The 24375-nt window shown below is 67.9% G+C and carries 23 protein-coding genes, 1 tRNA gene and 1 other RNA gene; 15 read left to right on the top strand and 10 right to left on the bottom strand.

All coding sequences use genetic code 11. The features are described 5' to 3' along the window. Nucleotides 1–2: 2 nt before the first annotated feature. A complete protein-coding gene (locus tag J6U32_RS18885) occupies nt 3–185 on the bottom strand; it encodes a hypothetical protein (protein WP_208791659.1) in 183 nt (60 codons plus the stop codon). A gap of 212 nt (nt 186–397) precedes the next feature. Between J6U32_RS18885 and pip the strand changes: the two genes are divergently transcribed. Continuing rightward, nucleotides 398–1372 (top strand): prolyl aminopeptidase, encoded by a 975-nt coding sequence (gene pip / locus J6U32_RS18890; RefSeq protein WP_208791660.1) that lies wholly within the window; start codon nt 398–400, stop codon nt 1370–1372. A gap of 49 nt (nt 1373–1421) precedes the next feature. Next, entirely contained in the window at nt 1422–2915 is a 1494-nt protein-coding gene (locus J6U32_RS18895) for a CYTH and CHAD domain-containing protein (RefSeq protein ID WP_208791661.1), read from the top strand. 49 nt (nt 2916–2964) lie between these two features. Here the strand turns inward: J6U32_RS18895 and J6U32_RS18900 are convergent, their stop codons facing one another. From J6U32_RS18900 to cobC, 6 genes are all read right to left on the bottom strand, one after another. Continuing rightward, nucleotides 2965–4377 (bottom strand): RNB domain-containing ribonuclease, encoded by a 1413-nt coding sequence (locus J6U32_RS18900; protein ID WP_208791662.1) that lies wholly within the window; start codon nt 4375–4377, stop codon nt 2965–2967. Between the two features lie 100 nt (nt 4378–4477). Continuing rightward, nucleotides 4478–4884, bottom strand: an RNA gene (rnpB, locus tag J6U32_RS18905) — RNase P RNA component class A. A gap of 101 nt (nt 4885–4985) precedes the next feature. Continuing rightward, a complete protein-coding gene (locus J6U32_RS18910; protein WP_208796207.1) occupies nt 4986–5603 on the bottom strand; it encodes a histidine phosphatase family protein in 618 nt (205 codons plus the stop codon). A gap of 47 nt (nt 5604–5650) precedes the next feature. After that, nucleotides 5651–6388 (bottom strand): zinc ribbon domain-containing protein, encoded by a 738-nt coding sequence (locus tag J6U32_RS18915; RefSeq protein ID WP_208791663.1) that lies wholly within the window; start codon nt 6386–6388, stop codon nt 5651–5653. A gap of 103 nt (nt 6389–6491) precedes the next feature. Then, nucleotides 6492–7604, bottom strand: a complete 1113-nt coding sequence (locus tag J6U32_RS18920) for a Nif3-like dinuclear metal center hexameric protein (RefSeq protein WP_208791664.1) — start codon at nt 7602–7604, stop codon at nt 6492–6494. Nucleotides 7605–7629: 25 nt separating this feature from the next. After that, the gene (gene cobC / locus J6U32_RS18925; RefSeq protein ID WP_208791665.1) at nt 7630–8700 is read right to left on the bottom strand and encodes an Rv2231c family pyridoxal phosphate-dependent protein CobC; all 1071 of its coding nucleotides are present in this window, start codon (nt 8698–8700) and stop codon (nt 7630–7632) included. A gap of 33 nt (nt 8701–8733) precedes the next feature. On the opposite strand from cobC, the gene J6U32_RS18930 reads away from it, so the two are divergent. The 4 genes from J6U32_RS18930 (at nt 8734) to J6U32_RS18945 (ending at nt 13136) form a co-directional block, all read left to right on the top strand. Further along, nucleotides 8734–9417, top strand: coding sequence for an HAD hydrolase-like protein (locus J6U32_RS18930; RefSeq protein ID WP_208791666.1), 684 nt, complete (start codon nt 8734–8736; stop codon nt 9415–9417). Continuing rightward, nucleotides 9410–9892 (top strand): low molecular weight protein-tyrosine-phosphatase, encoded by a 483-nt coding sequence (locus J6U32_RS18935; RefSeq protein ID WP_208791667.1) that lies wholly within the window; start codon nt 9410–9412, stop codon nt 9890–9892. The genes J6U32_RS18930 and J6U32_RS18935 overlap by 8 nt, the downstream gene beginning before the upstream one ends. Nucleotides 9893–10011: 119 nt before the next feature. Then, entirely contained in the window at nt 10012–11052 is a 1041-nt protein-coding gene (locus J6U32_RS18940; protein ID WP_208791668.1) for an SURF1 family cytochrome oxidase biogenesis protein, read from the top strand. A gap of 404 nt (nt 11053–11456) precedes the next feature. Beyond that, on the top strand, nt 11457–13136 hold the full coding sequence (locus J6U32_RS18945) for an HNH endonuclease signature motif containing protein (RefSeq protein ID WP_208791669.1): 1680 nt from the start codon (nt 11457–11459) through the stop codon (nt 13134–13136). 232 nt (nt 13137–13368) lie between these two features. Here the strand turns inward: J6U32_RS18945 and J6U32_RS18950 are convergent, their stop codons facing one another. Together J6U32_RS18950 and J6U32_RS18955 are read right to left on the bottom strand one after the other, a co-directional pair. After that, complete coding sequence (locus tag J6U32_RS18950) at nt 13369–14325, bottom strand: cobalamin biosynthesis protein (RefSeq protein ID WP_208791670.1); 957 nt, start codon at nt 14323–14325, stop codon at nt 13369–13371. A gap of 16 nt (nt 14326–14341) precedes the next feature. After that, nucleotides 14342–15007, bottom strand: a complete 666-nt coding sequence (locus tag J6U32_RS18955; RefSeq protein WP_244332147.1) for a Type 1 glutamine amidotransferase-like domain-containing protein — start codon at nt 15005–15007, stop codon at nt 14342–14344. Between the two features lie 35 nt (nt 15008–15042). Between J6U32_RS18955 and J6U32_RS18960 the strand changes: the two genes are divergently transcribed. Then, nucleotides 15043–15885, top strand: coding sequence for a spermidine synthase (locus tag J6U32_RS18960; RefSeq protein WP_208796209.1), 843 nt, complete (start codon nt 15043–15045; stop codon nt 15883–15885). 1 nt (nt 15886) lies between these two features. Here the strand turns inward: J6U32_RS18960 and J6U32_RS18965 are convergent, their stop codons facing one another. Beyond that, on the bottom strand, nt 15887–16705 hold the full coding sequence (locus tag J6U32_RS18965) for a maleylpyruvate isomerase family mycothiol-dependent enzyme (protein WP_208791671.1): 819 nt from the start codon (nt 16703–16705) through the stop codon (nt 15887–15889). A 248-nt stretch (nt 16706–16953) separates the two neighbouring features. On the opposite strand from J6U32_RS18965, the gene J6U32_RS18970 reads away from it, so the two are divergent. From J6U32_RS18970 to J6U32_RS19005, 8 genes are all read left to right on the top strand, one after another. Continuing rightward, nucleotides 16954–17889, top strand: a complete 936-nt coding sequence (locus J6U32_RS18970; protein WP_244332150.1) for an alpha/beta hydrolase family esterase — start codon at nt 16954–16956, stop codon at nt 17887–17889. 13 nt (nt 17890–17902) lie between these two features. Beyond that, the gene (locus tag J6U32_RS18975) at nt 17903–19555 is read left to right on the top strand and encodes a serine/threonine-protein kinase (RefSeq protein WP_208791672.1); all 1653 of its coding nucleotides are present in this window, start codon (nt 17903–17905) and stop codon (nt 19553–19555) included. A 63-nt stretch (nt 19556–19618) separates the two neighbouring features. Next, complete coding sequence (locus J6U32_RS18980; RefSeq protein ID WP_208791673.1) at nt 19619–20602, top strand: helix-turn-helix transcriptional regulator; 984 nt, start codon at nt 19619–19621, stop codon at nt 20600–20602. A 96-nt stretch (nt 20603–20698) separates the two neighbouring features. Next, on the top strand, nt 20699–21769 hold the full coding sequence (locus J6U32_RS18985) for an NAD(P)H-binding protein (RefSeq protein ID WP_208791674.1): 1071 nt from the start codon (nt 20699–20701) through the stop codon (nt 21767–21769). Between the two features lie 4 nt (nt 21770–21773). Continuing rightward, the gene (locus tag J6U32_RS18990; RefSeq protein WP_208791675.1) at nt 21774–22526 is read left to right on the top strand and encodes a CPBP family intramembrane glutamic endopeptidase; all 753 of its coding nucleotides are present in this window, start codon (nt 21774–21776) and stop codon (nt 22524–22526) included. Between the two features lie 91 nt (nt 22527–22617). After that, nucleotides 22618–22692 (top strand) — tRNA-Val (locus J6U32_RS18995). 268 nt (nt 22693–22960) lie between these two features. Then, the gene (locus J6U32_RS19000; protein ID WP_208791676.1) at nt 22961–23167 is read left to right on the top strand and encodes a helix-turn-helix domain-containing protein; all 207 of its coding nucleotides are present in this window, start codon (nt 22961–22963) and stop codon (nt 23165–23167) included. After that, entirely contained in the window at nt 23164–23745 is a 582-nt protein-coding gene (locus tag J6U32_RS19005; protein ID WP_208791677.1) for an HNH endonuclease, read from the top strand. Before J6U32_RS19000 ends, J6U32_RS19005 begins: the two co-directional genes overlap by 4 nt. The last annotated feature ends 630 nt before the right edge of the window (nt 23746–24375 follow it).

Here is a 24375-nt window from a genome sequence, read left to right on the forward strand (position 1 = left end):
TGTCAGCGCACGTTGCGGCGCAGGACCAGCACAACCAGGGCGATCAGCAGGACGACGACCACCGCGGTCACCACAGCGGTCATCCCGATGTGACCGCCGAAGACTCCGAGATGGGCGAACTGACCGAAGTGGCCCACGGAGTTCCGTCGGGCCAGCAACTCGACGTGCTCGACCTGCTGGATCATCGCTCTCGTGCCCTTCTCTATTCGGTGATCTCTGGTGCTCACCTGCGCTGAGTTGTCACGCTAGCCCCCCGGCCACCCCCGACGCACGGATCGCCGCGCCGACGTCATCCGCTCGTATGACCAACCGCGACAGCAGGATTGCGCCATCACCGGCGTAACGGACATCGCGGCAGCGCCACCGCACGGCGCCCGGGTGTCTAGGCTCGTAAACCATGCGCGACTTCTACCCCGAGATCGAGCCCTACGCCTCCGGCCACCTGCCCACCACCGACGGTCAGCAAATCTACTGGGAGACCTCCGGTAACCCCGATGGCAAACCCGCGGTCTTCGTCCACGGCGGTCCGGGCGGTGGGACCGCTCCGGATCAGCGTCGCTTCTTCGATCCGCACCGCTATCGGATCGTCCTGTTCGATCAGCGGGGCTGCGGCCGCTCCCGCCCGCACATCGCCGATGGCGCCGACCTCTCGGTGAACACGACAAGCGCACTCATCGCCGACATGGAGGCGCTGCGCGAGCACCTCGACATCGACACCTGGCAGGTGTTCGGGGGCTCCTGGGGATCGACACTCGGGTTGGCTTATGCGCAAACCCATCCGGATCGGGTGTCGGAGTTGGTCCTGCGCGGCATCTTCCTACTGCGGCGCAGCGAGATCGACTGGTATTACAACGGCGGTGCGGCGCACATCTACCCCGACATCTGGGAGTCCTATCTGGCGCCGATTCCCGCCGCCGAACGCGACGGTGATCTCGTGGCCGCCTATCACCGGCTGTTGACCTCACCCGAACCGGAGGTGGCCGCGGCCGCCGCCCGTGCCTGGACCGGCTGGGAACAGGCCACCAGCTACCTCATCCCGAAGCCCGAGGAGGCGGCGGCGATCAAGGAGGACTCCGGACCACGCTTCGACATCGCCTTCGCCTCGATCGAGAACCATTACTTCGTGAATCACGGCTTCCTCGACGACGGCCAACTCCTGCGCGACATCGACCGCATCGCCGACATCCCCGGCGTCATCGTGCAGGGCCGCTACGACGTCGTCTGCCCGATGCGCAGTGCGTGGGATCTGCACCGGGCGTGGCCGTCGGCACAGCTGCACATCGTCGACGACGCCGGGCACGCCTCCTTCGAGCCGGGCATCCGGAGCACACTCATCGAGGCGACCGACGCCTTCGCCGGCGACGCCAGGTGATCGCCCGCATATACACTTCACGCGTATCCGACATCCGGCAGGAGGACCAGTGGCAACCGAACAGGTCGAGGTAGAGCTGAAGTTCGACGTCAAAGCCGGAACCGCCACCCCCGACCTGCGGGTGTTGCCCGGCGTCGTCGGCGCACGTGAACCGGAGACGTTCACCCTCGACGCCACGTACTTCGACACCGACAACCTGGATCTGGCAGGCAATCGGATCACCCTGCGCCGTCGCACCGGCGGCCACGACAGCGGCTGGCATCTCAAGCGTCCCAGCGGAATTCCCGGCGCACGCCGCGAATTGCAGATCGCGTTCGACGAGGCACCCGCCGACGGCGACCTCCCCGATGCCCTGTTGATCCCGGTGCTCGCGCTCACCCGGCACCGCAGCCTGATCCCGGTGGCGGTGATCTCCACCTCCCGCACCATCACCACCCTGTTCGGGGTCGACGAGGAGCCGCTCGCGGAGTTCGCCGAGGACCTCGTGACCGCGCGGTCGCTGCTGCACGGCGGCGAGGTCGCGCAGTGGGCCGAGTGGGAGTTCGAGTTGCTCTCCGGCGGTACTCCCCGATTGCTGAAGGCTGCCCACAAGTTGCTGCGCTCGGCCGGCGGATCGGAACCGTCGAGTGCCTCGAAGCTGGCCCGTGCCATCGGTTCCACCCCGACGACGACCGTCGAACCCCGGTTGCCCAAACGCCCCTCGGCGCTGGAGCTGGTGGTCACCGACCTGACCCTGCATCGCAATGCCCTGCTCACCTACGACCCCGAGGTCCGGGTCGACGCGCCCGACGCCGTGCATCAGATGCGGGTGGCTACCCGCCGATTCCGCAGTGTGCTCTCGGGTTTCCCGACGGTCCTCGACCCGCACCGGACCGCCCACATCAACGACGAGCTGCGCCTGCTCGCCCGAATCCTCGGTGACGCACGGGATTCGGAGGTCCAGCTCGAGATCGACACCGCCCTGTTGCGTGGGGAGTCGCCGTCGGAGGCCTTGGTCTCGGCGCTGACGGGGACCGAGTCGGACTCGCATGATCGCGCGATCCGCGCCGCCCATGCAGCGATGAACTCCGAGCGCTACTTCCGGCTGCTCGACGACATCGACGTCCTGATCACCGATCCGCCGGCCGGGCCCGACGCCGACATGCCCGCGGCCGCGGCGGTCGATGCGGCGATCGCCAAGAGCCGCAAGAAGATCCGGAAGGCTCAGGAAGAGCTCGCCACCTTCCCCGAGGGGTCGCACGAGTGGCAGGAACAGGTGCACGTCATCCGCAAGCGGGCCAAGAAGTTGCGCTACGCCACAGATGCGGGAGAACCGTTGGGCATCAAGCGCTATCAGAAGACCGCCGCGGTGGCGAAGAAGATCCAGTCGGCGCTCGGCGATTTCAACGACACCCGGATCAACCGGGCGCGCCTGGCCGAGCTTGCCGAGCGCACCGACCTCCCCGGTCGCGACATGTTCCTGCTCGGCCGCCTCGACGCCCTGCAGGAGGCCGCCGGAGCACGCGCCCTCGATGCCTACCGCAAGGCCGCCAAAGACCTCTGAGCACTCGGGAAACCTCTGAGCACATGGGCGCCTCTGAGCACTCGGGCGCTCAGCTGACCGGCGCGAACCCCACGGTGCGTCGTACCGGGTCGGCGGCGATCAGTCGTACCCGAATCCTGGTCGCCGACGCGGGATTTCCGCTGCAGCCGGCGATGACGGCCGGGTCGTCGATGAAGATCCGGGCCGGCTTCTTCGCGTCGGCGTCGGCGAGGACCACCGCGTCGAAGACCTCTCCGACCCGGCCGGCGAGGACCGTCGCCTCGGCGAGGTCGATCGAGAGCCGGTCCGCCGAGGCTCCCAGGGAGTCGGCCGACCGCAGGATCTTCGGCAGGGTGGGCAATGCGCGCATCACCCAATCGGGTACCGGCTCGCCGGCGCTGATCGCCAGACATGCCTCGGTCGCGAAGCGATCACCCAACCGCCGTAGCGGCGCGGTGACGTGCGCATAGATCCCGCCGATCGCTGCGTGCACCATCGCCGCCGGCGCCGGCGTCGCGCCGCCGTCGAGGGCCAGATACCCGGCACCGCGCATAAGCGAGCCGGCGTGCGACATCAACGCCAGGGTCGACGGCGCGTCGGCCGGTAGACCGGCCAGGAACTCTCCTGGCCCCTGCTTGTCCGGCCAGTCCACACCCATCGCTCGTGCCGTGTCACGCAATGCCTGCACCGCACCGGGTTCGGCAGGTGGCAGGGTCCGCAGCAGCCCGACGCCCGCATCGGCCATCAGGGTTCCGGCGCACATTTTGGCAAGCAACGACACCTGGGCATTCCACCTGTCCGCGGGTGTGTGCGGCGCTATCTGCAGGCTCCATCCGTCGGCGTCGCGCACCACCTCCTGGTCGGGGAGGTCGAGTTCGATTGCGCCGCGCGACAAGGCGATCCGTTGCCGCAGCGCACCGAAAGCCGGTAGCGCCGTGATCGACGGGTGCAGCCGGCCCGCCGCGGCGTCGGCGGTGACACCCGCGTAGTCGAGGCGGGCCACCGAACGCACCAGCGCGCGTCGCACCGCCACGTCGCCGATCCGGCCGTCGGCGCCGACGCGGATGGTCCAGAGCACGGCCGGGCGTTCCACACCCGGCAGCAGCGAACCGCTGCCCTCCGACAGGACCCTCGGATGCAGCGGGACCGAGCCGTCGGGGAAGTACACCGTGGCGCCGCGTCGGCGGCTCTCGGCGTCGAGGGCGCCCTCCGGTTCGATGAGGGCGGCGACGTCGGCGATCGCGTAGTCGACCACGAACCCGTCGCCGTCGGTGGCGATGTGCACGGCCTGATCGAGGTCCATCGATCCGGGCGGGTCGATCGTCACCAGGGGTAGATCGCGGTGGTCCGCGCGCTGCCCGGCATATCGGTCGCGCGCGTTGCCGGCTTCCTCGAGTGCGGCGCCACCGTAGTCCTCGCTGACGCCGAGTTCCCCACGGATGGCATCGAAGTCGATCTCGGGCGCCGACAGTCTGCGTTGCACTCCCCGACCATAACGCCGCGCTCGGCGTGCATGGGGGGACGTGCATGCGGTGACAGGGCGTGATCAGGGCCGACGATGACGTCGGGGTGTCGGAGGGGGGCGAACGAGTCGGCGTGTAAGCCGGATCCTGTCCCGACCGTGAGGTCGGTGGCGACCATCCATCTGGGCACACCGTCGCCGGGTACCTCGAGCGGCCCACCCGCGGACTGGGGCGAGCAGCCCTCATCACGTCCGCGCACACGCACCGCAAGCGGTCCGTGCTTCGGCCTTGCTCCGGGTGGGGTTTACCGAGCCGACGCGGTCACCCGCATCGCTGGTGCGCTCTTACCGCACCGTTTCACCCTTACCGGCCTTGCGGCCGGCGGTCTGTTCTCTGTGGCACTGTCCCGCGGGTCGCCCCGGGTTGCCGTTGACAACCACCCTGCTCTGCGGAGTCCGGACTTTCCTCGGCGCGTGGCGTTTCCAGTGACTGGCCGTCCCACGCGCCGCGGCCGCCCGGCCGACTCGTTCGCCCGTACAGGATAGCGTCCGGGGTGTCGGCGACGATGCGAGGTCTGACTTCACCGGAGGTGCGCCGTGTCACTTCACCGAAGGTGCGCCGTGTCACTTCACCGGAGGTGCGAGGTGTCATTGACGCAGCGGACGACAGCGCCGCCGTCGGGAAAGAACTCGGCCACCGACACCGACGCCAGGTCGAGGTGTAGCCGGAACAACAGTTGCGGTCCGACGTCGAGGGCGTGGCGCAGCAGGGACTTGATCGGGGTGACGTGACTGACGACGACGACGGTTTGACCCGGATAGCGCTGCAGCAGACGGTCCTTGGCGGCGATCACCCGCTGGGCGGTCTGGATGAAGCTCTCCCCACCGGGCGCGGGCACCGACTCGTCACCGAGCCATCGGGCGTGGACCTCGGGGTCGCGAGCGTTGGCCTCGGAAAAGGTCAGTCCCTCCCATGCACCGAAGTCGTTCTCGATGAGGTCGTCCTCGGCCACCACCTGGCCGCCCACGAGGTCGGTGATCGCCTGCGCGGTCTGCCTGGCCCGGTCCAGAGGCGAGCTGACGACCGCGGCGATCGGCTGTTCGGACGCCGCCCGCTGTGCCGCGCGCAGCGCCTGCGTCTTTCCCAGGTCGGTCAGTGGCGGGTTGCCACGCCCCGAGTACCGCCGGTCCACCGACAGCGCGGTCTGACCGTGACGGACCAACACGATGCGGGTCGGGGCGGCCATCTGGCCCTGCCACGACGGTGTTGCGGGGGTGTTCCCGGAGGGGGTGGTCACAGTCCCGACTCGTGGGTCCGGATCAGGATCGCCCCACACTCCTCACAGCGGATCACCTCGTCGTCGGGCGCGGCGGCGATCCCGGAGAGCGTCCCGCGATCGAGTTCCATTCGGCAGGCGCCACATCGGCGGGCGCGGAGCAGCCCCGCGCCGACCTTGCCCGCGCTGCGCTGGCGTTCGTAGATCGGGAGCAGTTCGTCGGGCACCTCGGCGACGATCTGGGTACGCCGCGCCGCCAGCGCCTCCTTGTCGGCGTCCACCGCGGTCACGGCCTCTTCCCGACGACCGCGCAGCTCGGCGAGTCGCTGCTCGAGATGGGCGATGGTCGCCGATGCCCGATCGCGTTCGGACCCGAGTGCCTCCTGGCGTTCCATCAGTTCCAGCATGTCGTCCTCGAGGACCTGCCGGCGCCGACCCAATCCGGTCAGCTCATGTTGCAACTCCGACAATGCCTTCGGCGCAAGGCCACCGGCGGTCATCTGGGCCGAGTCCTTCTGTTCCCGATCTCGCATGCCGGTGATCTCACCATCCATGCGGCGGTACTCGCGGTCGAGATCCTCCGCGGCGATCTCCGCGCGCACGAGGTCGTCGCGGGCGGCCTCGATCGCGGTGATCGTCTCGGCGATCTCGGCGTCCTCGGGCAGGTTGCCGACTCGATGGTCGAGTCGGGCCAGGCCGGCGTCGACGTCGGCGAGTTCGAGCAGGAGTCGTTGCCGTCCGGCATCGACCTTCATCGGGTGTCTCCTCGTGCACTGGGGGGAATCGGTGGTCGGGTGAGCCGGGTGAGTCACGGCGCGCCGTTGCACCGGGCGGTGAACGTTTACGGTACGCGCCGTGTCAGGCCGACGTGTGCACGGTGAACGGATCGGTGGGTTCGTCGTGGCACTCCGCCACACATCCGGTGGCGGCAGTGATCCGTTCGGCGGCCTGCCGGCACCAGGGGAACTCGGTGGCCCAGTGCCCGGCGTCGAGGAGCACCGCGCCGCCGGACCGCAGCGCCTCGTCCACCGGATGATGGCGGAGGTCGCCGGTCAGATAGGCGTCGACGCCGAGCCGGGCGACGGAGGCCAGCAGGGAATCACCGGCGCCGCCGCAGACCGCGACCGTTCTGATCTGTCGGTCGGCCGGGCCGGTGGCACGCACGCCCCATGGCGTACGCAGCGCGTGGGCCGCGCGTTGCGCGAACTGCGCCGCGGTCATCGGTTCGGCCAGCACACCGACGCGGCCGAGACCGAGCGCCGACGGGATCGCGGCGAGTTCGAGGATGTCGAAGGCAGGTTCCTCGTACGGGTGGGAGTCGCGCAATGCGGCGAGGACCGCGGTTCGCAGCCCTCGGGCGGCAACCATCTCCACGCGCGCTTCGTCCACGCGTTCACGCTGCCCGATCTCACCGATGGTCGGGTTGGCACCCGGTTTCGGCTCGAACTGGCCGACGCCGACCACCGACCATGCGCAGTCGCGGTAGTCGCCGATCGCTCCGGCTCCGGCGGCGAACATGGCCTCGCTGACCTGTTCGGCGTTGCCCTCGGGCACCATCACCACCCACTTGTCGACGGGCGGTAGCGGTTCGGGGTCGATGGGCGCGACCTCACGGAGTCCGAGTGCGGCGGCGAGCGCGTCGGACACACCGGGATCGGCCTTGTCGGCGTTGGTGTGGGCGGTGAACAGGGCGATACCGGCCCTGATGAGTCGGTGGACGATGCGGCCCTTGGGTGTGTCGGCAGCGACCGACTCCACACCCCGCAGCAGCAACGGGTGGTGTGCCACGATCATCCGGTGACCCTGCGCGCATGCCGTGGTGACCACGTCGTCGGTGACGTCGACGCACACCAGGACCGGCCCGGCCGGTTCGCTCGGGTCCCCGCATACGAGCCCGACGGCGTCCCAGCTCTCCGCCAGGCGCGGCGGATACGCGGCCTCCAGCACTGCCACCACGTCGGCGACACTCACCTCGCTCGGACCGTGACCCGTGTGCTCATGCGCTGCCAACGGTGATCTCCTCTCGCGCCCGGTCGAGCGCCGTGACCAGCCGATCGACCTGCGCCGCCGGGCGCACCGCCAACCGTAGGTGGTCGTCGGTCAGTCCGACGAAGTTCGCGCAACTGCGCACGGCGATCCCCTGGTCTCGCAAGCTTTCTCGCACCGCCAGTGCACCGGAGATCTCGACGAGCACGAACGGCGCCGCGGGCGGCGCGCACGGGATCACTCCGACCTCGGTAAGTCGCGCGAGCAGATGGTCGCGTTCGATGGCGACGAGCTCGGCCTGCTCGGAACAGAAGCGTTGCCCGTCGGGTCCGCAACAGGCGGCCAGCGCGGCGAGCGCAGGCGTGGACAGTGGCCAGGCGCGGCGCCCGGCCGCTGCCCGTTCGATCACCTCGGGCGCCGCGAGCAGGTAACCGGCACGCAGTCCGGCCAGTCCGAAAGTCTTGGTGACACTGCGCATCACGATGACGTCGTCGGCTCGCCGGTCGGCCAGCGACTGCGGCTCGCACGCCCCGGTCACCGGATCGAGGGTCAGATCGGCGAACGCCTCGTCGACGACGACGAGTCGTCCGGGACGTCGAAGCGCTGCGATCGACTCCGCAGCGTGCAGCACCGACGTCGGGTTCGTGGGGTTGCCGACGACCACGAGGTCGGCGTCGTCGGGGATGTCGGCGGCCAGCTCTGCCAGCGGCGTGTCGGGCCGGCCGATGACCTGGGTGATCGGAATCCCCGCGGCCCGCAACACGAGTTCCGGTTCGGTGAACGACGGCTGCACCAGGGCCGCATGTGCCGCACCCAGTTTCGGCAGCAGCTCGAATCCGTCGGAGGCGCCGGCGAGGAGCATCACCTCGTCAGTGGGACGGCCGTGCAGGTCGGCGATGATCCCGGTGGTGTGATCGGTCTGGTCGGTCGTCGGGTATCGGGCCAGGTCGTCGAGGGTGGAGGCGATGGCCGCCTGCACGAACGGCGGTGCGGCTCCGCGCACGTTGACGGCGAAATCCAGCATGCCCACGGTGCTGTCCCGGTCGCCGTGCCGGTCGAGCGCATGCAGCCCGGATGTCATACCGAGTGAGCCTACGTGCACCATGGGTTGGTGATGTCCCGACCAGACCCCACTGATCCCGACACCGTTCTGCTCGTCGATCTCGACGGGACGATCACCGACAGTTTCACCGGGATCGCCAACAGTTTTCGGCACGCCCTGACCGCTGTCGGCGCGCCACCGGCACCCGAGGCGGTGGTGGCCGGGATCGCCGGACCGCCGATGATCGACACCTTGCGCGAGCTCGGCCTCGACGAAGCCACCGCGGATGAGGCGATGCGCGCCTATCGTGCCCGCTACACCGACGTCGGCTGGCTGGAGAACTCGGTGTTCGACGGCATGGACACACTTCTGGGTGATCTCGGCGCGTCGGGTCGGACGCTGGCTGTGGCGACGTCGAAGAACCAGACGACCGCGCGCGCCATCCTCGGCCATTTCGGCCTCGCCGGCCACTTCCGTGTCATCGCCGGGGCCAGCGACGACGGAACCCGCCGCCACAAACCCGACGTGATCGCCCACGCACTGGCACAATTGGACATATCGCTCGACCCGCACACACACCGACCCTCTCGTCCGGCGGTGATGATCGGCGACCGATCCCACGATGTCGAGGGCGCAGCCCGATTCGGCATCCCGACGATCCTCGTCGGATGGGGTTACGCTCTGGCCGGGGAGCGCGACGCTGCTGCATGGAGCGTCGATTCGATGTCAGATCTGCGCGAGGTACTCGGTGTCTGATCAACTACACATCTGTTTCGTCTGCACCGGCAACATCTGCCGGTCGCCGATGGCGCAGAACATCTTTGCCAAATCGCTGCACGACGCGGGGCTCGCCGACCGCGTCGAGGTGAGCAGCTGCGGGACGAGCGGCTGGCATGTCGGCGAGGCGGCCGACAACCGCGCGCGCACGGAGCTGCTGGCGCACGGCTACTCCGACGCCCACATCGCCGATCAGCTCGGGCCCGATCACATCGGTGCCGACCTGTTCGTCGCCGCCGACGCCGGACACGTCAAGGAACTCGAGCGCAAACGACTCGGTGAGCGCACCCGACTGTTGCGCAGCTTCGATCCCGACGCAGGCGACGATCTCGATCTGTCCGACCCGTACTACGGCAACGCCGACGATTTCGCCGTCACCCGCGAGCAGATCGAGGCCGCGGTACCGGGCCTGCTCCAGTGGGCCCGCGAACACCTCGACGACGCCACCGGCTGAGCCGTCGCCGGTGCTGCCGTGATCGGGTACTGCGGCGCACGTCACGGCCGAATCCGGCATACCGTCATCAGATGCAGCCGGGGCTGCTGCGGTGGTTGCGCACTGGGTACCGTTGTCCTATGCGCGCGCTGCGAAACATACGACCGGGGTGGATCGCCCTGATCATCGTTGTCGCCGCATTCGCGGCGGCATGTTTCATGGTGCTGGCGCCGTGGCAGCTCGGGAAGAACTCCGCGACGTCCGAGCGCAACCATCTGATCAAGAGTGCCGTCGGTACCGCCCCGGTACCGATCAACGAGGTGGCGCCCGCCGGAAGGGGATTCGTTCCCTCCACCGAGTGGCGTGAGGTGACGATGACCGGGACCTACCTCGTCGACGACCAGGCCCTCGTCCGCCTGCGTTCGGTCGACGAGCGACCGGCCATCGAGGTCCTCACCCCGTTCCGCATCGCGGGCACCGATCGCGTCCTGGCGGTCGATCGCGGCTACGTTCGCCCGGATCAGAGCAACACGCCCGCGATCCCTGCGCCCCCGACAGGCGAGACGACCATCAACGCCCGCATCCGGGCTTCGGAGGGCACGTCAGAAGGCCGCGGCGCGCGGACCGAAGGCAACGCGCTCACCATGTACACGGTCGACCCGACCCAGCTGGCCAAGGCGACCGGCACCCCGATGGACCCGTTCTATCTGCAGTTGTCGCCGAATCAACCCGGCTCACTCGGCGAGATCCCACTGCCACAACTGGATTCGGGCCCCTACCTCTCCTACGGCCTGCAGTGGCTGGCCTTCGGTGTGATGGCACCGCTGGGAGCCGGATACTTCATCTACTCCGAAATTCGTCAACGTCGACGAGCTTCCGCCGCCAAGAAAGCCCACGCGGCCGAGGCCGCCGCCGGTCCCGACCCGACGACCCCCGACGACACCTCCGGACTCAACGGTGCCGCACAACCCGAGCCGGCCCCACATCTGCTGACGCGATCCGAACGCCGCAAACGCATGCGCGAGGAACTGCGCGCAGCAGCCGGAACAACCACCGCGCCCGCTCCGGTCGACCCCGACGACATCGACGAGCAATCGCCCGCCGGCATCGGCGTCGGACCCGACACCGAGCACTTGTCGTCCACGGTGCGCGACAAACTCACCGAACGCTACGGCGGCTGAGGCCCCCGCTTCACCGGATACTTCCCGTTCAGCGGCAGGAGTGCGCGGCCCGTGCCGTGCCCCATCGGTGGCCAAGCCCTTGTATTGGTGGTCGAGGTGCGAGGCGCCCCAGGCCCTTCCCCGATCGGTGGTCGAGGTCCTTCCCGATCGACGGCCGAGACGCTTCCCGATCGATGGTCGAGGTCCTTCCCGATCGACGGCCGAGACGCTTCCCCATCGGTGGTCGAGGTGTGAGGCGCCCCCGGGCGCCGAGCCTCGAGACCGAGCCGAACCGACGCTGGAACCCCACCACTAAACCCACTCGAAGAAACTTTCGACAACCCTTGCCAACCCGACAAACCCGGCATATGATCGAACACAACAGCACACAAACACATGTGCGCTTATCGCCGGGGGTGACAATCATGGTCGACACCGCACTCCCTGACGTGTCTGGGTTGTCGACCACCCAGAAAATCGCCCTCGCCCACACGCTGATGGACGAGTTGGCCACCGATGATTTGACCGGCCTGTCCAACGATGACCTGGTGTCGGTCGCTCAGTCCACCGAACGGTTGATCACCCGCGTCACCGTCCAAGGCGATCGGCAGATCGTCGAGTTCTCCGACCGCCATCTGGCGCGGGAGTACGGGTTCGGGTCGATCATCGACGCCATGATCGGCTTGTTGCGTGTGTCGGAACCGTGGCGGCGGTGGAAACAACTCAAAGCGACCGCCACCTTCCACACCGTCACCGGCGAGGTTGCTGCGCCGAAATATCCGGCGTTGGCCGAGGCGATGGCCTCCGGGGCGGCCGGCCCCTCCCACGCCGCAGTCGTCATCGACGTGTTGGACCGCATACCTACGACAGTGCCGTTCGACGAAAAAATGTCGGCCGACGCCACGATGGCCGGGTTCGCCCGCACCCACACCCCCTCCGATCTCCGGATCCTGGGGGCACGGGTGTTGGCGCACCTCGACCCCGACGGTGAGTTGACCGACGATGCTGATCGGCAACGCCACCGCCAGATCCGCATCGGCCGTCAAGACGCCCAAAAAATGAGTGGGCTATCGGGGCAGATGACCCCGACTCTGACCGCGCACCTCGAAGCAGTACTCGCCGCGTGGGCGGCGCCTGGAATGAACAACCCCGCCGACCCGGAGTCCCCGACCGGTAGTCGCGAGGATGCCGACCCCGACCAGGTGGCGGCCGCGGCAGCCCGCGATCACCGGGATCAGGTGCAACGCAACCATGATGCGTTGGAAGCAGTCCTACGCGCCGGACTCGATGTCGGACTCGGCCCGCACTCGCATCGCGGCCTACCACCGCATCTGATCATCAAAGCATCGCTGTCGGAGTTGATTGCGCAAACCGGGATGGGCGTCACGGCGACCGGCACCCTCCTCCCAATCCGGGATGTGATCGCTTTGGCGGCCCACAGTCAGCCGTGGTTGGCGGTGTTCGACGACCACACCAGTCTTCCCCTGTATTTGGGTCGGGCGAGGTTAGCGAGTCAAGGACAGCGGATCGCCCTGTTCGCCAAAGACGGCGGTGAGTACTGCTCGTTTCCCGGATGTACCCAACCCGCCGCGCACGTCGAAATTCATCACGCCACCAAAGACCACGCGAAAGGCGGACTCACCAACATCGGTGACCTCGCCCCCGCCTGTGGGAAACACAACCGGATGGTCGGCGACAAACCCGGACAATTCACGACCGGCATCTATCGCGACGGGCCGTGGGCCGGACGATGCTGGTGGCGCACAAACACCCCGGTCGGCGCAGCCGAACCGAACCCGAAACGCACCAACGCGCTCCCCGACGTCGGCACCACCTACGCTGCGGCACTGGCCCGTATCCGCGCGGAGTTGCATCCACCACCCGACCCACCACCAAGTGGGGCCGCTGCCAGTGCTGATACCGATCTCGCCACAAGCGACGACCGGGACTCGATGCTGCCCACTGACCGACTACGCCGCAGCCAGGTCCCGGTCGGGTGCGGCGGCGGGTATTACGACCTCGTCGAAATCCTCCACCCTGATCCCAACCCGGACTCGCCGGTCGACACCCGACTCGCCCAACTCCTCGGCGACCGCGCGTTCTAGACCCGGGGCGCACTTCCGTTCGGGGTTGGAAACCAGCAGCGGTGCAACAGGTCTCGAGGCTCGTCGCTAACGCTCCTCGGCACCTCGACCACCGGGACGAAAGATCCGCCGGGCTGGTCGACCACCGATCAAGGAGCACCTCCGCCCGGTGAGGAAGCCCCCTCCCCGATGGTCGAGGTGCTGAGGAGCGCCAGCGACGAGGCCTCGAGACCCCCGACAGCCGAACATCAGATCACGAGCGTCGAGCGCGCCACCAGGCTATGGCCATGGCGGTGGCGAGCGCGCCGACTTGCACCTGTCGGGACAAAGCCAGGGCGGCACGGAGATCCGTTGTGGTCGGAGCCCGCCCGTCGCCGAGGGTGGGTCGGTGCTCGGTGCGGTGCGGGTAGACCGTGATACCGCCGAGACGGATGCCGAGAGCTCCGGCGAAACTCGCCTCCACGACACCCGCGTTGGGGCTCGGATGTGCCGATGCATCGCGCTTCCACGCGCGCACTGCACCCCGTCGATCAGGCCCGGCGGCCACGACGAGCACCCCCGCGATCCGGGCCGGCAGGATGTTGAGCGCATCATCGAATCGTGCTGCAGCCCAACCGAAACGGTTGTAGCGGGCATTTCGATGACCGATCATCGCATCCAGTGTGTTCGCGGTCCGGTAGACGAGGAGGCCGGGAACACCGGCCACAGCGCCCCAGACCAGCGCTCCCACGGTGGCATCGGAAGTGTTCTCGGCCACCGATTCCAGTGCAGCGCGACAGATCCCGGGTTCGTCGAGTGCGTCTGGGTCGCGGCCACACAAGCTCGGTATGAGTTCCCGCGCGCCCGGCACATCGTCGGACTCGAGACAGTCGGCCACGTCGTCACCGACGCGGATGAGGGTGGTCCCACCCAATACGGCCCATGTCACCGCGGCGGTGAGCAGTGTTCGCGCCGGACCGTTCTCGGCGAGTGGGCGGGCCGCGAGTGCCCCAGCCACACCGATAGAACCCACACACAGCGCACAGTGTGCGCTGCCGGCGATCCGGCTGTCGGCGTATGTATGTCGTTGCAACGCGAAGGCGAGAGAACCGATACCGGCAACCGGGTGCCCACGTCTCGGGTCGCCGAGCGCACGGTCCAACAGGTATCCGACCAGTAACCCTGTCGGCGAAGGCCGGACAGCAGCGGCCCACCACCTCCATGCCCGCATCAGAGTGACCCCCGCATCAGTAGTCCGATGCCACAACGGTCTGCTGCTCGCCACGCACCAAGAGAGCTTGGTCGTCGGCGAGCGGGGTCACGCGGTGGCGCGACTCGTACTTGCGGCGCACCGACTCGATCACGTCGGCGGGATACACCGGGAACTGGCCGTCGGCATGCGGGAGCACCACCGTGTCGATGAGTTCCAGACCGCGCGGATCGACCGGACCCGGCGCCTCGGCCGGATCGTCGAGGCCTTCCACCGGCGCGATGGTCGGACCCACCACAACCGCGCCGGCGCTGCATCCGATGTAGGGCAACGACGCTCGTACCCGCTCGGTGAGCAGATCCCCCGCGCCCGCCCGACGCAGTGCCCACAGCAAGGCGAAGGTGTTCCCGCCGGCCACGTACACCGCGTCGACGCGGTCGAGCGTGGAGGCGAACTCCTCGAGATCCTGCCGCGCTGCCGAGAGGTCCACGACCGCATACCCAGCGGCCGTCAGGCGGTCACGTTCGGCGCGCACACCCGGCTGGCCGGCGTAGGGGATCCGCGCGTCGTCGAGATACCCGATCTGCAACTCCGACAGCGCTTTTCCTGTGGTCTCCGAAAGGAAACCGGGCACGGCCCCGAAACCCAGCGACAGGAGCAACAGATTCACGGTGGTCACGCTACCCGCGGACACAGCACCCACGGCGGCCCACCCTTGCCCGATACACTCACGCCGTGATGGCACGCCCCCGCCCCGTTCCCGTCGCGGGCACCTATGCGATCGACACCGGCATGGCCGAGCTGGCCCCGGACACCATCTCGGGCGGATGGCTCCTGCAGATCAACGGCACACACAGCTCGCACATCGACGACGATCCGCGCGTGCTGGACTTCGAGTACCTACGACAGATGGCGGCCGTCATCGAGGACCGCCACCCCGCGCAGGCGAAGCTCTCCGTCCTGCATCTCGGCGGCGCCGCGTGCGCGCTCCCCCGCTATCTGGCCGCGACCTTTCCACAGTCGCGACACGTCGCGGTCGAGATCGATGCCGAGCTGGCGCGTCTCGTCCGCGACTGGTTCGACCTGCCGCGTGCGCCGCGTCTACGTATCCGCGTCGGTGACGCCCGGACGGTGCTGGAGTCACTCCAGCCCGACACTCGAGAAGTGATCATCCGGGACGCATTCGAATCCGACCGCACCCCAACACATCTGACGACGGTGGAGTTCACGCATGCCGTCAAGCGGGTCCTCACACCGAATGGTCTGTATCTGGCCAACTGCGGCGACACCCGCGATCTCGGTCGCGTGCGCGCCGACGCCGCCGCACTCGCCGAGGTCTTCGACCACATCGCGCTGATCGCCGACCCGGCGATGTTCAAGGGCCGGCGCACCGGCAACGTGGTCATCGCGGGCAGCGACGGCCCCCTCGATCCCTCGCCGACACTCGTCCGGCGCCTGCTCAGCGATCCGCTTCCGGCGCGGGTGATCGCCGGCGACGAGGCCAGGACATTCGGGTCCGGGCAGGCACCCCACGATCCACCGACCGCCTCCGACGAAACCGCCGAGGATCAGATCGTGTAGATCAGATCATGTAGTTGAGGGAGCCCAGGATCGCTTGCCCCAGCTCCTGATCGCCGCGAACCTTCACCGCCGACGGATCGGCGCTGCGCCGGCCACCGGCGAGCCGGACCAGATCGACGGCATCGAGTTCGAGCACCACGTCGGCGGCGTCGTCACCACCGTCGAAGGCCTCGACGAGGCCTGCCCGGTCGGCGACGGCAATGCGCACGGTACGCGGTGCCGCACCGGTGATCTCGAACGCGACGGCGCTTCCGGCGGGCGCCTTGGCGCGCTTACCGACCACGAACGGCAACGACGCCGCGACCTCATCGAGCACCCAGGCCACCGGTGCCGTCGACGGACTGCCGCCGATGGTGCCGTCGCGGAGGTCGACCTCGTGAATCCAGCAGTCGAACAACCGGATTCGCATGAACCGACCGTAGGTGTCCGGGCCTGCCGGAGTGGCCGCCGCGGCGTCGAAATCCGACTGCGACATCGCCGACAGGGCCGCGCTGCGGACCGCGATGATCTCGTCGTAGGCAGCGAGTACCTCGTCTGCGGGTCGCCCCCGGAAGTGTTCGACCCACTTCTCGTTGAGTTCGCCGATCGGATTGCGCACGTGGTCGAGATCGGTGAGACCTGCGGGTGCCTCGACGTCACGTCCATCGAGCATGCTCTCGGTCCCGATGATGTGCGCGATGATGTCGGCGTTGGTCCAGCCCGGCAGGATCGACGGCTGCGTCCACCGCTCACCGATGTCGTCGGCCAACGCCCGCAAGGCTGCCCACTCGCCGATCAGGTCCGGGGTCAACGTGGTGTGGTCGATGGACGTCGTGGGCATGAAGATCTCCGATTCGCGGGCTGGTCGACTACGCCCGAGGAGGGACAGGCGCGTCGAACGCGCCTGACCGTACGGGCGGCTTCGACGCTACCCCGGTGGCGCCGTCACGACCGCCGGGTTCACGCACGGCGACAAACGACCCCGCGAGTGCTTCTCGGACACCGGCATCCGGGACGGACGCGTGCCGGAGATGTCCTATCCTTGCACGGGTGCGGGTAGCGAGCAGGTGGTCAGGGTCGATCGTCACGATGCTGGTGGTGAGCGTTCTGACCGTCATCGCCGCTCTACTCACCGCGTCCGGGGCGCCCGCACACGCCGCTCCCACCGACGCCTCCCCGGTCGCGGCATGCGCACCACGGGCTGCCGCTCCGGCGAACACCGTCCGCACCACCGATGTCGGGGGTGTGACACGGACGTACCGGGTGCATCTACCCGCGCGCTATACCGGACACACCCCGATGCCGCTGATCCTCGCGTTCCCCGGCCACACCGAGGCGCCGACGACGTTCGAGCGCTACACCGGCCTGTCGGCGTTACCGGCGGTTGTGGTCTGCCCCGACGGCTTGCGCGGCACCGACGGCGCATTGTCCTGGCAGGGCGCGCCGTACTCCTCCCCGCGGGCCGACGACATCGCGTTCACCGCGGCGATCCTTCGCGAGGTGCGGGCGACGACCTGCGTCGACCGCAGCCGCACCTATGCGGTCGGCAGATCCAACGGTGGCGGGTTGGTGTCGATGCTCGCGTGCCGGATGCCGGGTCAGTTCGCCGCCTACGCCATCGTCAACGGAGCCATCTACGACCAGAGCCTGCGCGGCTGCTCGGCGTCCAAGGCGCCCGCATCGATCATCGACTTCCATGGCACCGCCGACGCCACGATCCACTACGGTGGCGGCACCCGGCTCGGCGGCCACTACGCACCGATCTTCGACGTCGTGCGGTCATGGGCGGCGCGCAACGGATGCATACCGACGCCCCTGGAGATCCCCGTCTATTCGGCTGTCACGCAGTTCCTCTGGCCGTTGTGCCGGTCGGTCGGCAGCGAGATCTCGCACTACCGCATCACCGGCGGAGCCCACGTGTGGCCCGGATCGTCGGCCCACCGGGGACGGACCGGCGTCAGCGACAGCATCTCGGCCACGGCCCTGATCTGGCAGTTCTTCAACCGGCATCCCCTCGCGGTGTAGGCGGACGATCACGATGAGCGCCATCGACGACCGGACCGGGACCCCGCTCGGGCACTATGCCATCGAAGAACTGCTGGGCCGGGGCGGGATGGGTCAGGTCTACCGCGCCACCGACACCCGCAAGGGACGGACGGTCGCGCTCAAGCTGCTCAATCCCGAGTTCGCCGACGATCAGGTGTTCCGCGACCGATTCCTGCGGGAGTCACGGGTCGCCGCGCGGATCAACGACCCCCACGTCGTTCCGATCCATGACTGGGGCGAGATCGACGGGCTGCTGTTCATCGACATGCGACTGGTGACCGGCCGCGACCTGCGCGCGATGCTGGTCGAGCAGGGAACACTGGCACCGGAGAGGGCGGTGGCCATCCTTGGGCAGGTCGCCGACGCCCTCGACGCAGCCCACCTCGACGGCCTGGTGCACCGCGACGTCAAACCCGACAACGTGCTCGTCGACGCCCGCGACTTCACCTATCTGGCCGATTTCGGGCTGGCCCAGGGCGCCGCCGACACACGGTTGACCACCGCGGGCACCGCCATCGGGTCGTTCGGCTACATGGCACCCGAACGCTTCGGCGCCGACGAGGTCGGCGCGGCCGGCGACATCTACGCACTGGCCTGCGTGCTCTATGAATGCGTTGCCGGGACACAACCTTTCGCATCTGCCACCAATCTCGAGCGACTCATCGCCGCCCACCTCACGGCCGAACCGCCGCGGACGGGTACGGCGCTCGATCCGGTCATCGCCCGCGGGATGGCCAAGAACCCACACGACCGGTACCCGAGTGCCGGTGCACTGATCGACGCGGCGCGTGCCGCCCTCGCATCCCCGGACGCGCAATCGCCCGGTGCGCCATTCCCCGGCACGTCGGCGGCACCCGCGACGCTCGCCCCGCACACGAGACCGCCGATCGGACACACCACCGACCGACCGACCGGGGTGAACCCGGCCGCCGTGAACAAGACCGGGATGAACCCGGCGTCGTACTCACCGACCGAGATCGCCGCCGCCTCCGGCGCCCCCCGCTTCGAGCCGTATCCGTTTGCGCCGCAGCACTATCCGCAGACACCACGACGCCGCTCCCCCGTGCTCGCGATCCTCGTCGTCATCGCTGTGCTGCTCGCGGGCGGCATCGGGGCCGGCGCGTGGGTGCTGTTGCGCGACTCCGACGACGGGGCCCGCACCGTCGCCGACAGCACCGACGCCAGCCTGATCACCACACCGACCGCCGCGGCGCCTCCCAACACCACGAGCCAGGCCACACCGACCCCGACCACGCCATCGGTGGCCACGGCGGCCCCCACCGGCTCGGCCAGGGCAGCCTTCGATCTCGGCCTGGCCACACCCATCAGTACCCCCGCATGTGACGGCACGGGGATCGTCGTGGTCGGCAATGCCGTCGATCCGTCGAACTACGCCGCCGAGGTGCAGGGCTATCTCACCGCCTTCCCCGGTTCGAGTTACCTGCGCACCGACCAGTCCTGCTCGTCGTTGCGGGCGCGCGACGACAACGGCAATCCGATCTACGCGGTGTACCAGGTGGCCGGACGAACCACCACCGACATCTGCCGCCTCCGCAACCAGATCGGTGGCACCGCCTACGGAAAGTGGCTCGACAACACCACCGACCCGACCACGTTCATCACCCCGAGCGAATGCGGGGCGTGAGCAGACCGACGTCTCCGCCTATCGAGGACACCCGCCGTCCGCAATGTCCGGCAAGATGAGCGCATGCTGGAAACATCGGCTCGGCTCCTGCACCTGCTCTCGCTGCTCCAGACGAGACGGGAGTGGTCGGGCCGGGAGCTCGCCGACCGGCTCGAGATCACCACGCGCACCGTCCGACGCGACGTCGACAAGCTGCGAGAGCTCGGCTATCCGGTCGAGGCGACCGTCGGTGTCGGCGGCGGGTATCGGCTCGGCGCAGGTGCGGAGATGCCGCCGCTGCTCCTCGACGACCAGGAGGTGCTGGCCGTGGCCCTCGGGCTCGACGCGGTCACGACCGGTCCCGTGTCCGACATGGCGGAGGCCTCGGCCGGTGCGCTGACCAAGCTGCGCCAGGTCATGCCCTCGCGTCTGCGCCACCGGCTGGATTCGTTGTCACTGGAAGCCGTGCCCCGCACGCGAGGCCAGGTGACGGTGTCGGCCGATGTTCTCACCGACATCGCCGCGACCTGCCATCGCCACGAACGGCTCCGCTTCGACTACCGGCGTGGTGACGGCACCGAGTCGCGGCGCGAGGTCGAACCCTACCGGTTGGTGCGCAACGGGATGCGTTGGTATCTCATCGCTTTCGACCTCGGCCGCGACGGTTGGCGCTCGTTCCGGGTGGACCGGATGGTGCCCAAGATCCCGACCGGCCCCCGGTTCACCCCACGCGAGCTCCCCGAGGGCGCGGCGTCGAGGTTCCTCGAACGCAGCCTGGGCGCGGTGTATCGCAAATCCTCGGCGCGCGTGCGCATCCACGCCCCGGTGGAGACGATCGGTCCGATGGTCTCCGATGCGTGGGGCACCCTGGAATCCGGCGATGAGCAGACCTGTGAACTGACCCTGTTCTCCACGTCGCTCACCTCGATCGCCCGCTGGTTGCACGCCTTCGACGCCGATTTCACGGTGCTCTCCCCGGACGCATTGCGGGACGAGCTGGCCGGCGTCGCCGAACACCACGAACGCGTGGCGGCCCGGTACCGGCGAGCGTGCGGCACGGCGCCGTGATCGTTTCGTGACCGTCCGGGCGGGCGGCGTCTCGACTCCGCCACGACCCCGCCGCGTCCCTGGGCGGCAGCGGATCGGATACCTACCGTGGTCCTCATGAGGCTTTTCGTCACCGGTGCCAGTGGATATGTCGGCTCGCGATTGGTGTGCTCACTGCTCGCCGCCGGACATGAGGTCGTCGTGTCCTCCCGAAATGTGGACCGCTTGACCGATTTCGGCTGGTTCGACGCGGTCACCGCGGTGTCGATGGACGTCGACGACCCCGATTCGGTGAAGCAGGCGCTGGCCGCGGCCGGGCCACTGGATGCGATCTATTACCTGGTTCACGGGATCGGTCAGTCGGGGTTCGCCGACGCCGACCGCAACGCCGCCGCGAACCTCGCGTCGGGCGCGCGTGACGCCGATGTCACCCGCATCATCTATCTGGGTGGCTTCGTCCCTGATGACGACGACCTCTCCGATCACCTGCGCAGCCGAGCCGACGCCGGCGAGGCCCTCCGGCTGGCCGACGGGCCGGAGCTGGTGTGGCTGCGCGCAGCGGTGATCCTCGGCGCCGGGTCGACGTCGTTCGAGATCATCCGCTACGTCGGCGACCGCCTCGCGGTCATCCCGGAGCCGTCGTGGACGCGAAACCCGATGGACCCCATTTCGATTCGCGATGTCTTGCACTACCTCACCGCCGCCTGCGAGCCCGAGCTGCCCGCGGGCGACTACGACATCGCCGGCCCCGACGCCTGTCGATATCGCTCGGTCCTCGACGCCTATCTCGACGCGATCCGCATGCCGAAGGTGCGGGTGTGGGTGCCGTTCGTCGGGACGCGTCTTGCCGGCAAGGTTGCCGGGCTCCTCGTTCCCATCCCGTCTGCGCTCACCGAAGAGCTCATCACCTCCCTCGACCATCCGATGCGCGCCGATGAGCACCGCATCCGGAAGCTGGTGCCGCCACCTGCCGGAGGCTTGACGCCGATGCGCGACGCGGTCGCCGCGTCGGTGGCGTCACCGGCTCCCCGGTCGGTCTGCGCGCTCGATGACCCGCATCACCTGGCGTCGACCGATCCGGCCTGGGCCGGGGGCGACTGGCCACGCGTACGACGCCGGATCGGCGGCACCGTCCGCGGCGTGTTCGGGACGGCGGGTCGACTCGGCCGCGCATTGCTGCCAGTCTGACGACGTGGACTCACCAACCCAGAGCCCTGTCCAACACCGCGGCGCGATCACCGAGCTGATCGACGAATTGCGCACCGACCGCAATGGTGACCTGCCCACGCGGCAGGTGCGCCGGCGATGGATCGTCGGCGTGACGCTGGTGATCGGCGCGGTACTTCTCGGCTTTTCGTTGTCGGCGACCCCGGGCGACAGCAGGTTCTATCCGCTGACCGTCGCGCTCGGCGTCGTCTGGGTCGTCGGTGGTTTCCTCGCCGGCCCGCTCCCGCTCGGCGTCTTCCCGGTGTTCGGTCGACGCTCGGCGAACGGCGCACCCGCACACTCGCATCGCAACGCGGTTCTACTCGGCGTGTCGGTGGGCCTGTTGGTCGGCGCGTGCTTCGTCGTCGGCGCTTTCGGCACCCGCCTGATCCCCCCGCTCAACGACCTGATCGGTCGTGTGCTGGCGTTCGCCGATTCCGGCAACATCGTAGCGATCGCGGCGATCACCCTGGGCAACGGCGTCGCCGAGGAACTGTTCTTCCGTGGGGCGGTGTACACCGCCGCCCGCCCGTGGCACCCACTGGTGGTGTCGACGGCCATTTATGTCGTCGTCACGATGGCCAGCGGAAATGTGATGCTCGGCTTCGCCGGGGTGATCCTCGGCGCGGTGTGCGCCGTCCTGCGACGCGCGACCGGAGGTGTGCTCGCACCGCTGTGTACGCACGTGGTGTGGTCGGCAATCGTGCTGTTCGCATTGCCGCCCATCGTCGGGGTGTGAGCCAGGTTCCGGCGAACCCGAACCGGTTTGGGCGAAGGCCACCTCAGCCGCTACATTCGTGTGTTGGTGCGGCCGCCTCGGCCGTGGCCGCGCGCGTATAGCTCAGCGGTAGAGCTCTGGTCTTACACACCAGCGGTCAGGGGTTCGAATCCCTTTGCGCGCACCACTGCTGACCAGCATGGATACGCGCCGCAGGCGCCACTGTGGGCCCAGACGTGGGCTATCCCGTCAGACGCTGACCGACGTGGACGTCCATTGACTCACCCATTTTGGGCTGTCCTCCTGCGCGGCATTGACCCGAGTTGACGCCCCTAGTCCCGGTAGAGTGATCGTCAACGCCACAGCGGGACACGAACTCACAGGACAAAAATCCGGCGAAGTATGACGACCGAGCAACAGGCACGGTCACCAACTCCGAAACCGGAGGCTTCACCATGTCCACACTCGCCCGCACCGACATCTTCGGCCCGGACACACCGCGTTGGGTGTCCTATGACGACGCGGCATACATGCTCTGCGTCGACCCCCGCACGATCCGCCGTGCTGTCGAGCGTGGTGATGTCGCGGCGCGTCGGTTCTCCACAGCGATCCGAATCGACGCCGACAGCTTGGCGCGATACTTTGCCCCGGTGAACGCGTGACCGACACGCTGAAGCTCTGCACCAAGTGCCAGCAGTCGCAGCCTGTCGACAACTTACATCGCAACGCATCCAAGGCTGACGGTCGGCAGGCTCAATGCAAGTCTTGCAAGGCGTCGAGTGACCGACGTTGGCGTGCAGAGAACATCGACCACGACCGAGAGCGCAAGCGGACTTGGTACCAGGACAACCGAGAACATTGCACCGCGTACAACCAAACTTGGCACGCTGCCAATCGCGAGCATCGCAGCGACTACGACCGAGAGCGACGCCGAGAACGGCCCGAGCTCGGTTGGGAGAAGGATTATCGACACCGATGCGGCATCTATGGCATCGCGCCGGTCATCCAGCCATTCACCAAGGCCGAGTTGACAGCAGCATGGGGCAATCGGTGCGTCGAATGCAATGCGCCTGATTGGCAGCTCGACCACATCACCCCCGTTGCCGCTGGTGGCGAGCATTCGATCACGAACTGCCGACCTTTGTGTGGCGAATGCAACAGGACGAAGTTGATAACTACTGACCGCCGATCAATAGCCGAATATCGAGCGACACAGCAATGCCTTGCAACAAGACAATAACCCGGGATAATCATACATAGGAAAACGGAACCCATTACCTATCCCAGGGGAAACAATGCCCGACCAACTCACTCCCGAGAACGTTCGGGACTATCTCAGCGTATCCGACATCGCCCGAATCACCGGAATGTCATGGCAAGGCGTGAAGAACATCATTCTCAGCCATGAAATACCGCATTTGACTCTTCGCAGTCGTCGGCGGTATTCCCTGTCTGCATTTCTCGAGGTTCTGGCCCGGTGATCACCCGCAATGAGTGGACGTGGCCGACGTTCTGCCGCGCCTTTAACGTCAAGGAATCCGACCTGATTCACGCGATCAATTCGCGCGAGTTGAAGGCCCGGAGAATCGGTGCGCTGATGATCCTTGATGACGTCGGACAAGCTAGTAATTGGCTCAACAAATACAGAAGGGGCCGAAATGGAACCACTACAGAAGAAACTTAAGGGCGAAGAACTGAAGGCGCATAACGCGCACCTGCGAACCCTCTACGGCCGGACCCGGTGCCCAGGATGTGGTGATCTGGTGAGCGTAAAGACGGACTTGCATCTCGCGAAACATGAGGACTTGTGCGGCCTGAAGTCGAGAACGCCAAAGGGTGATCTATTCGACTTCCATCTCCGCAATCATGG

This window comes from Gordonia polyisoprenivorans (genome assembly GCF_017654315.1).
GTDB classification, from domain to species: domain Bacteria; phylum Actinomycetota; class Actinomycetes; order Mycobacteriales; family Mycobacteriaceae; genus Gordonia; species Gordonia polyisoprenivorans_A.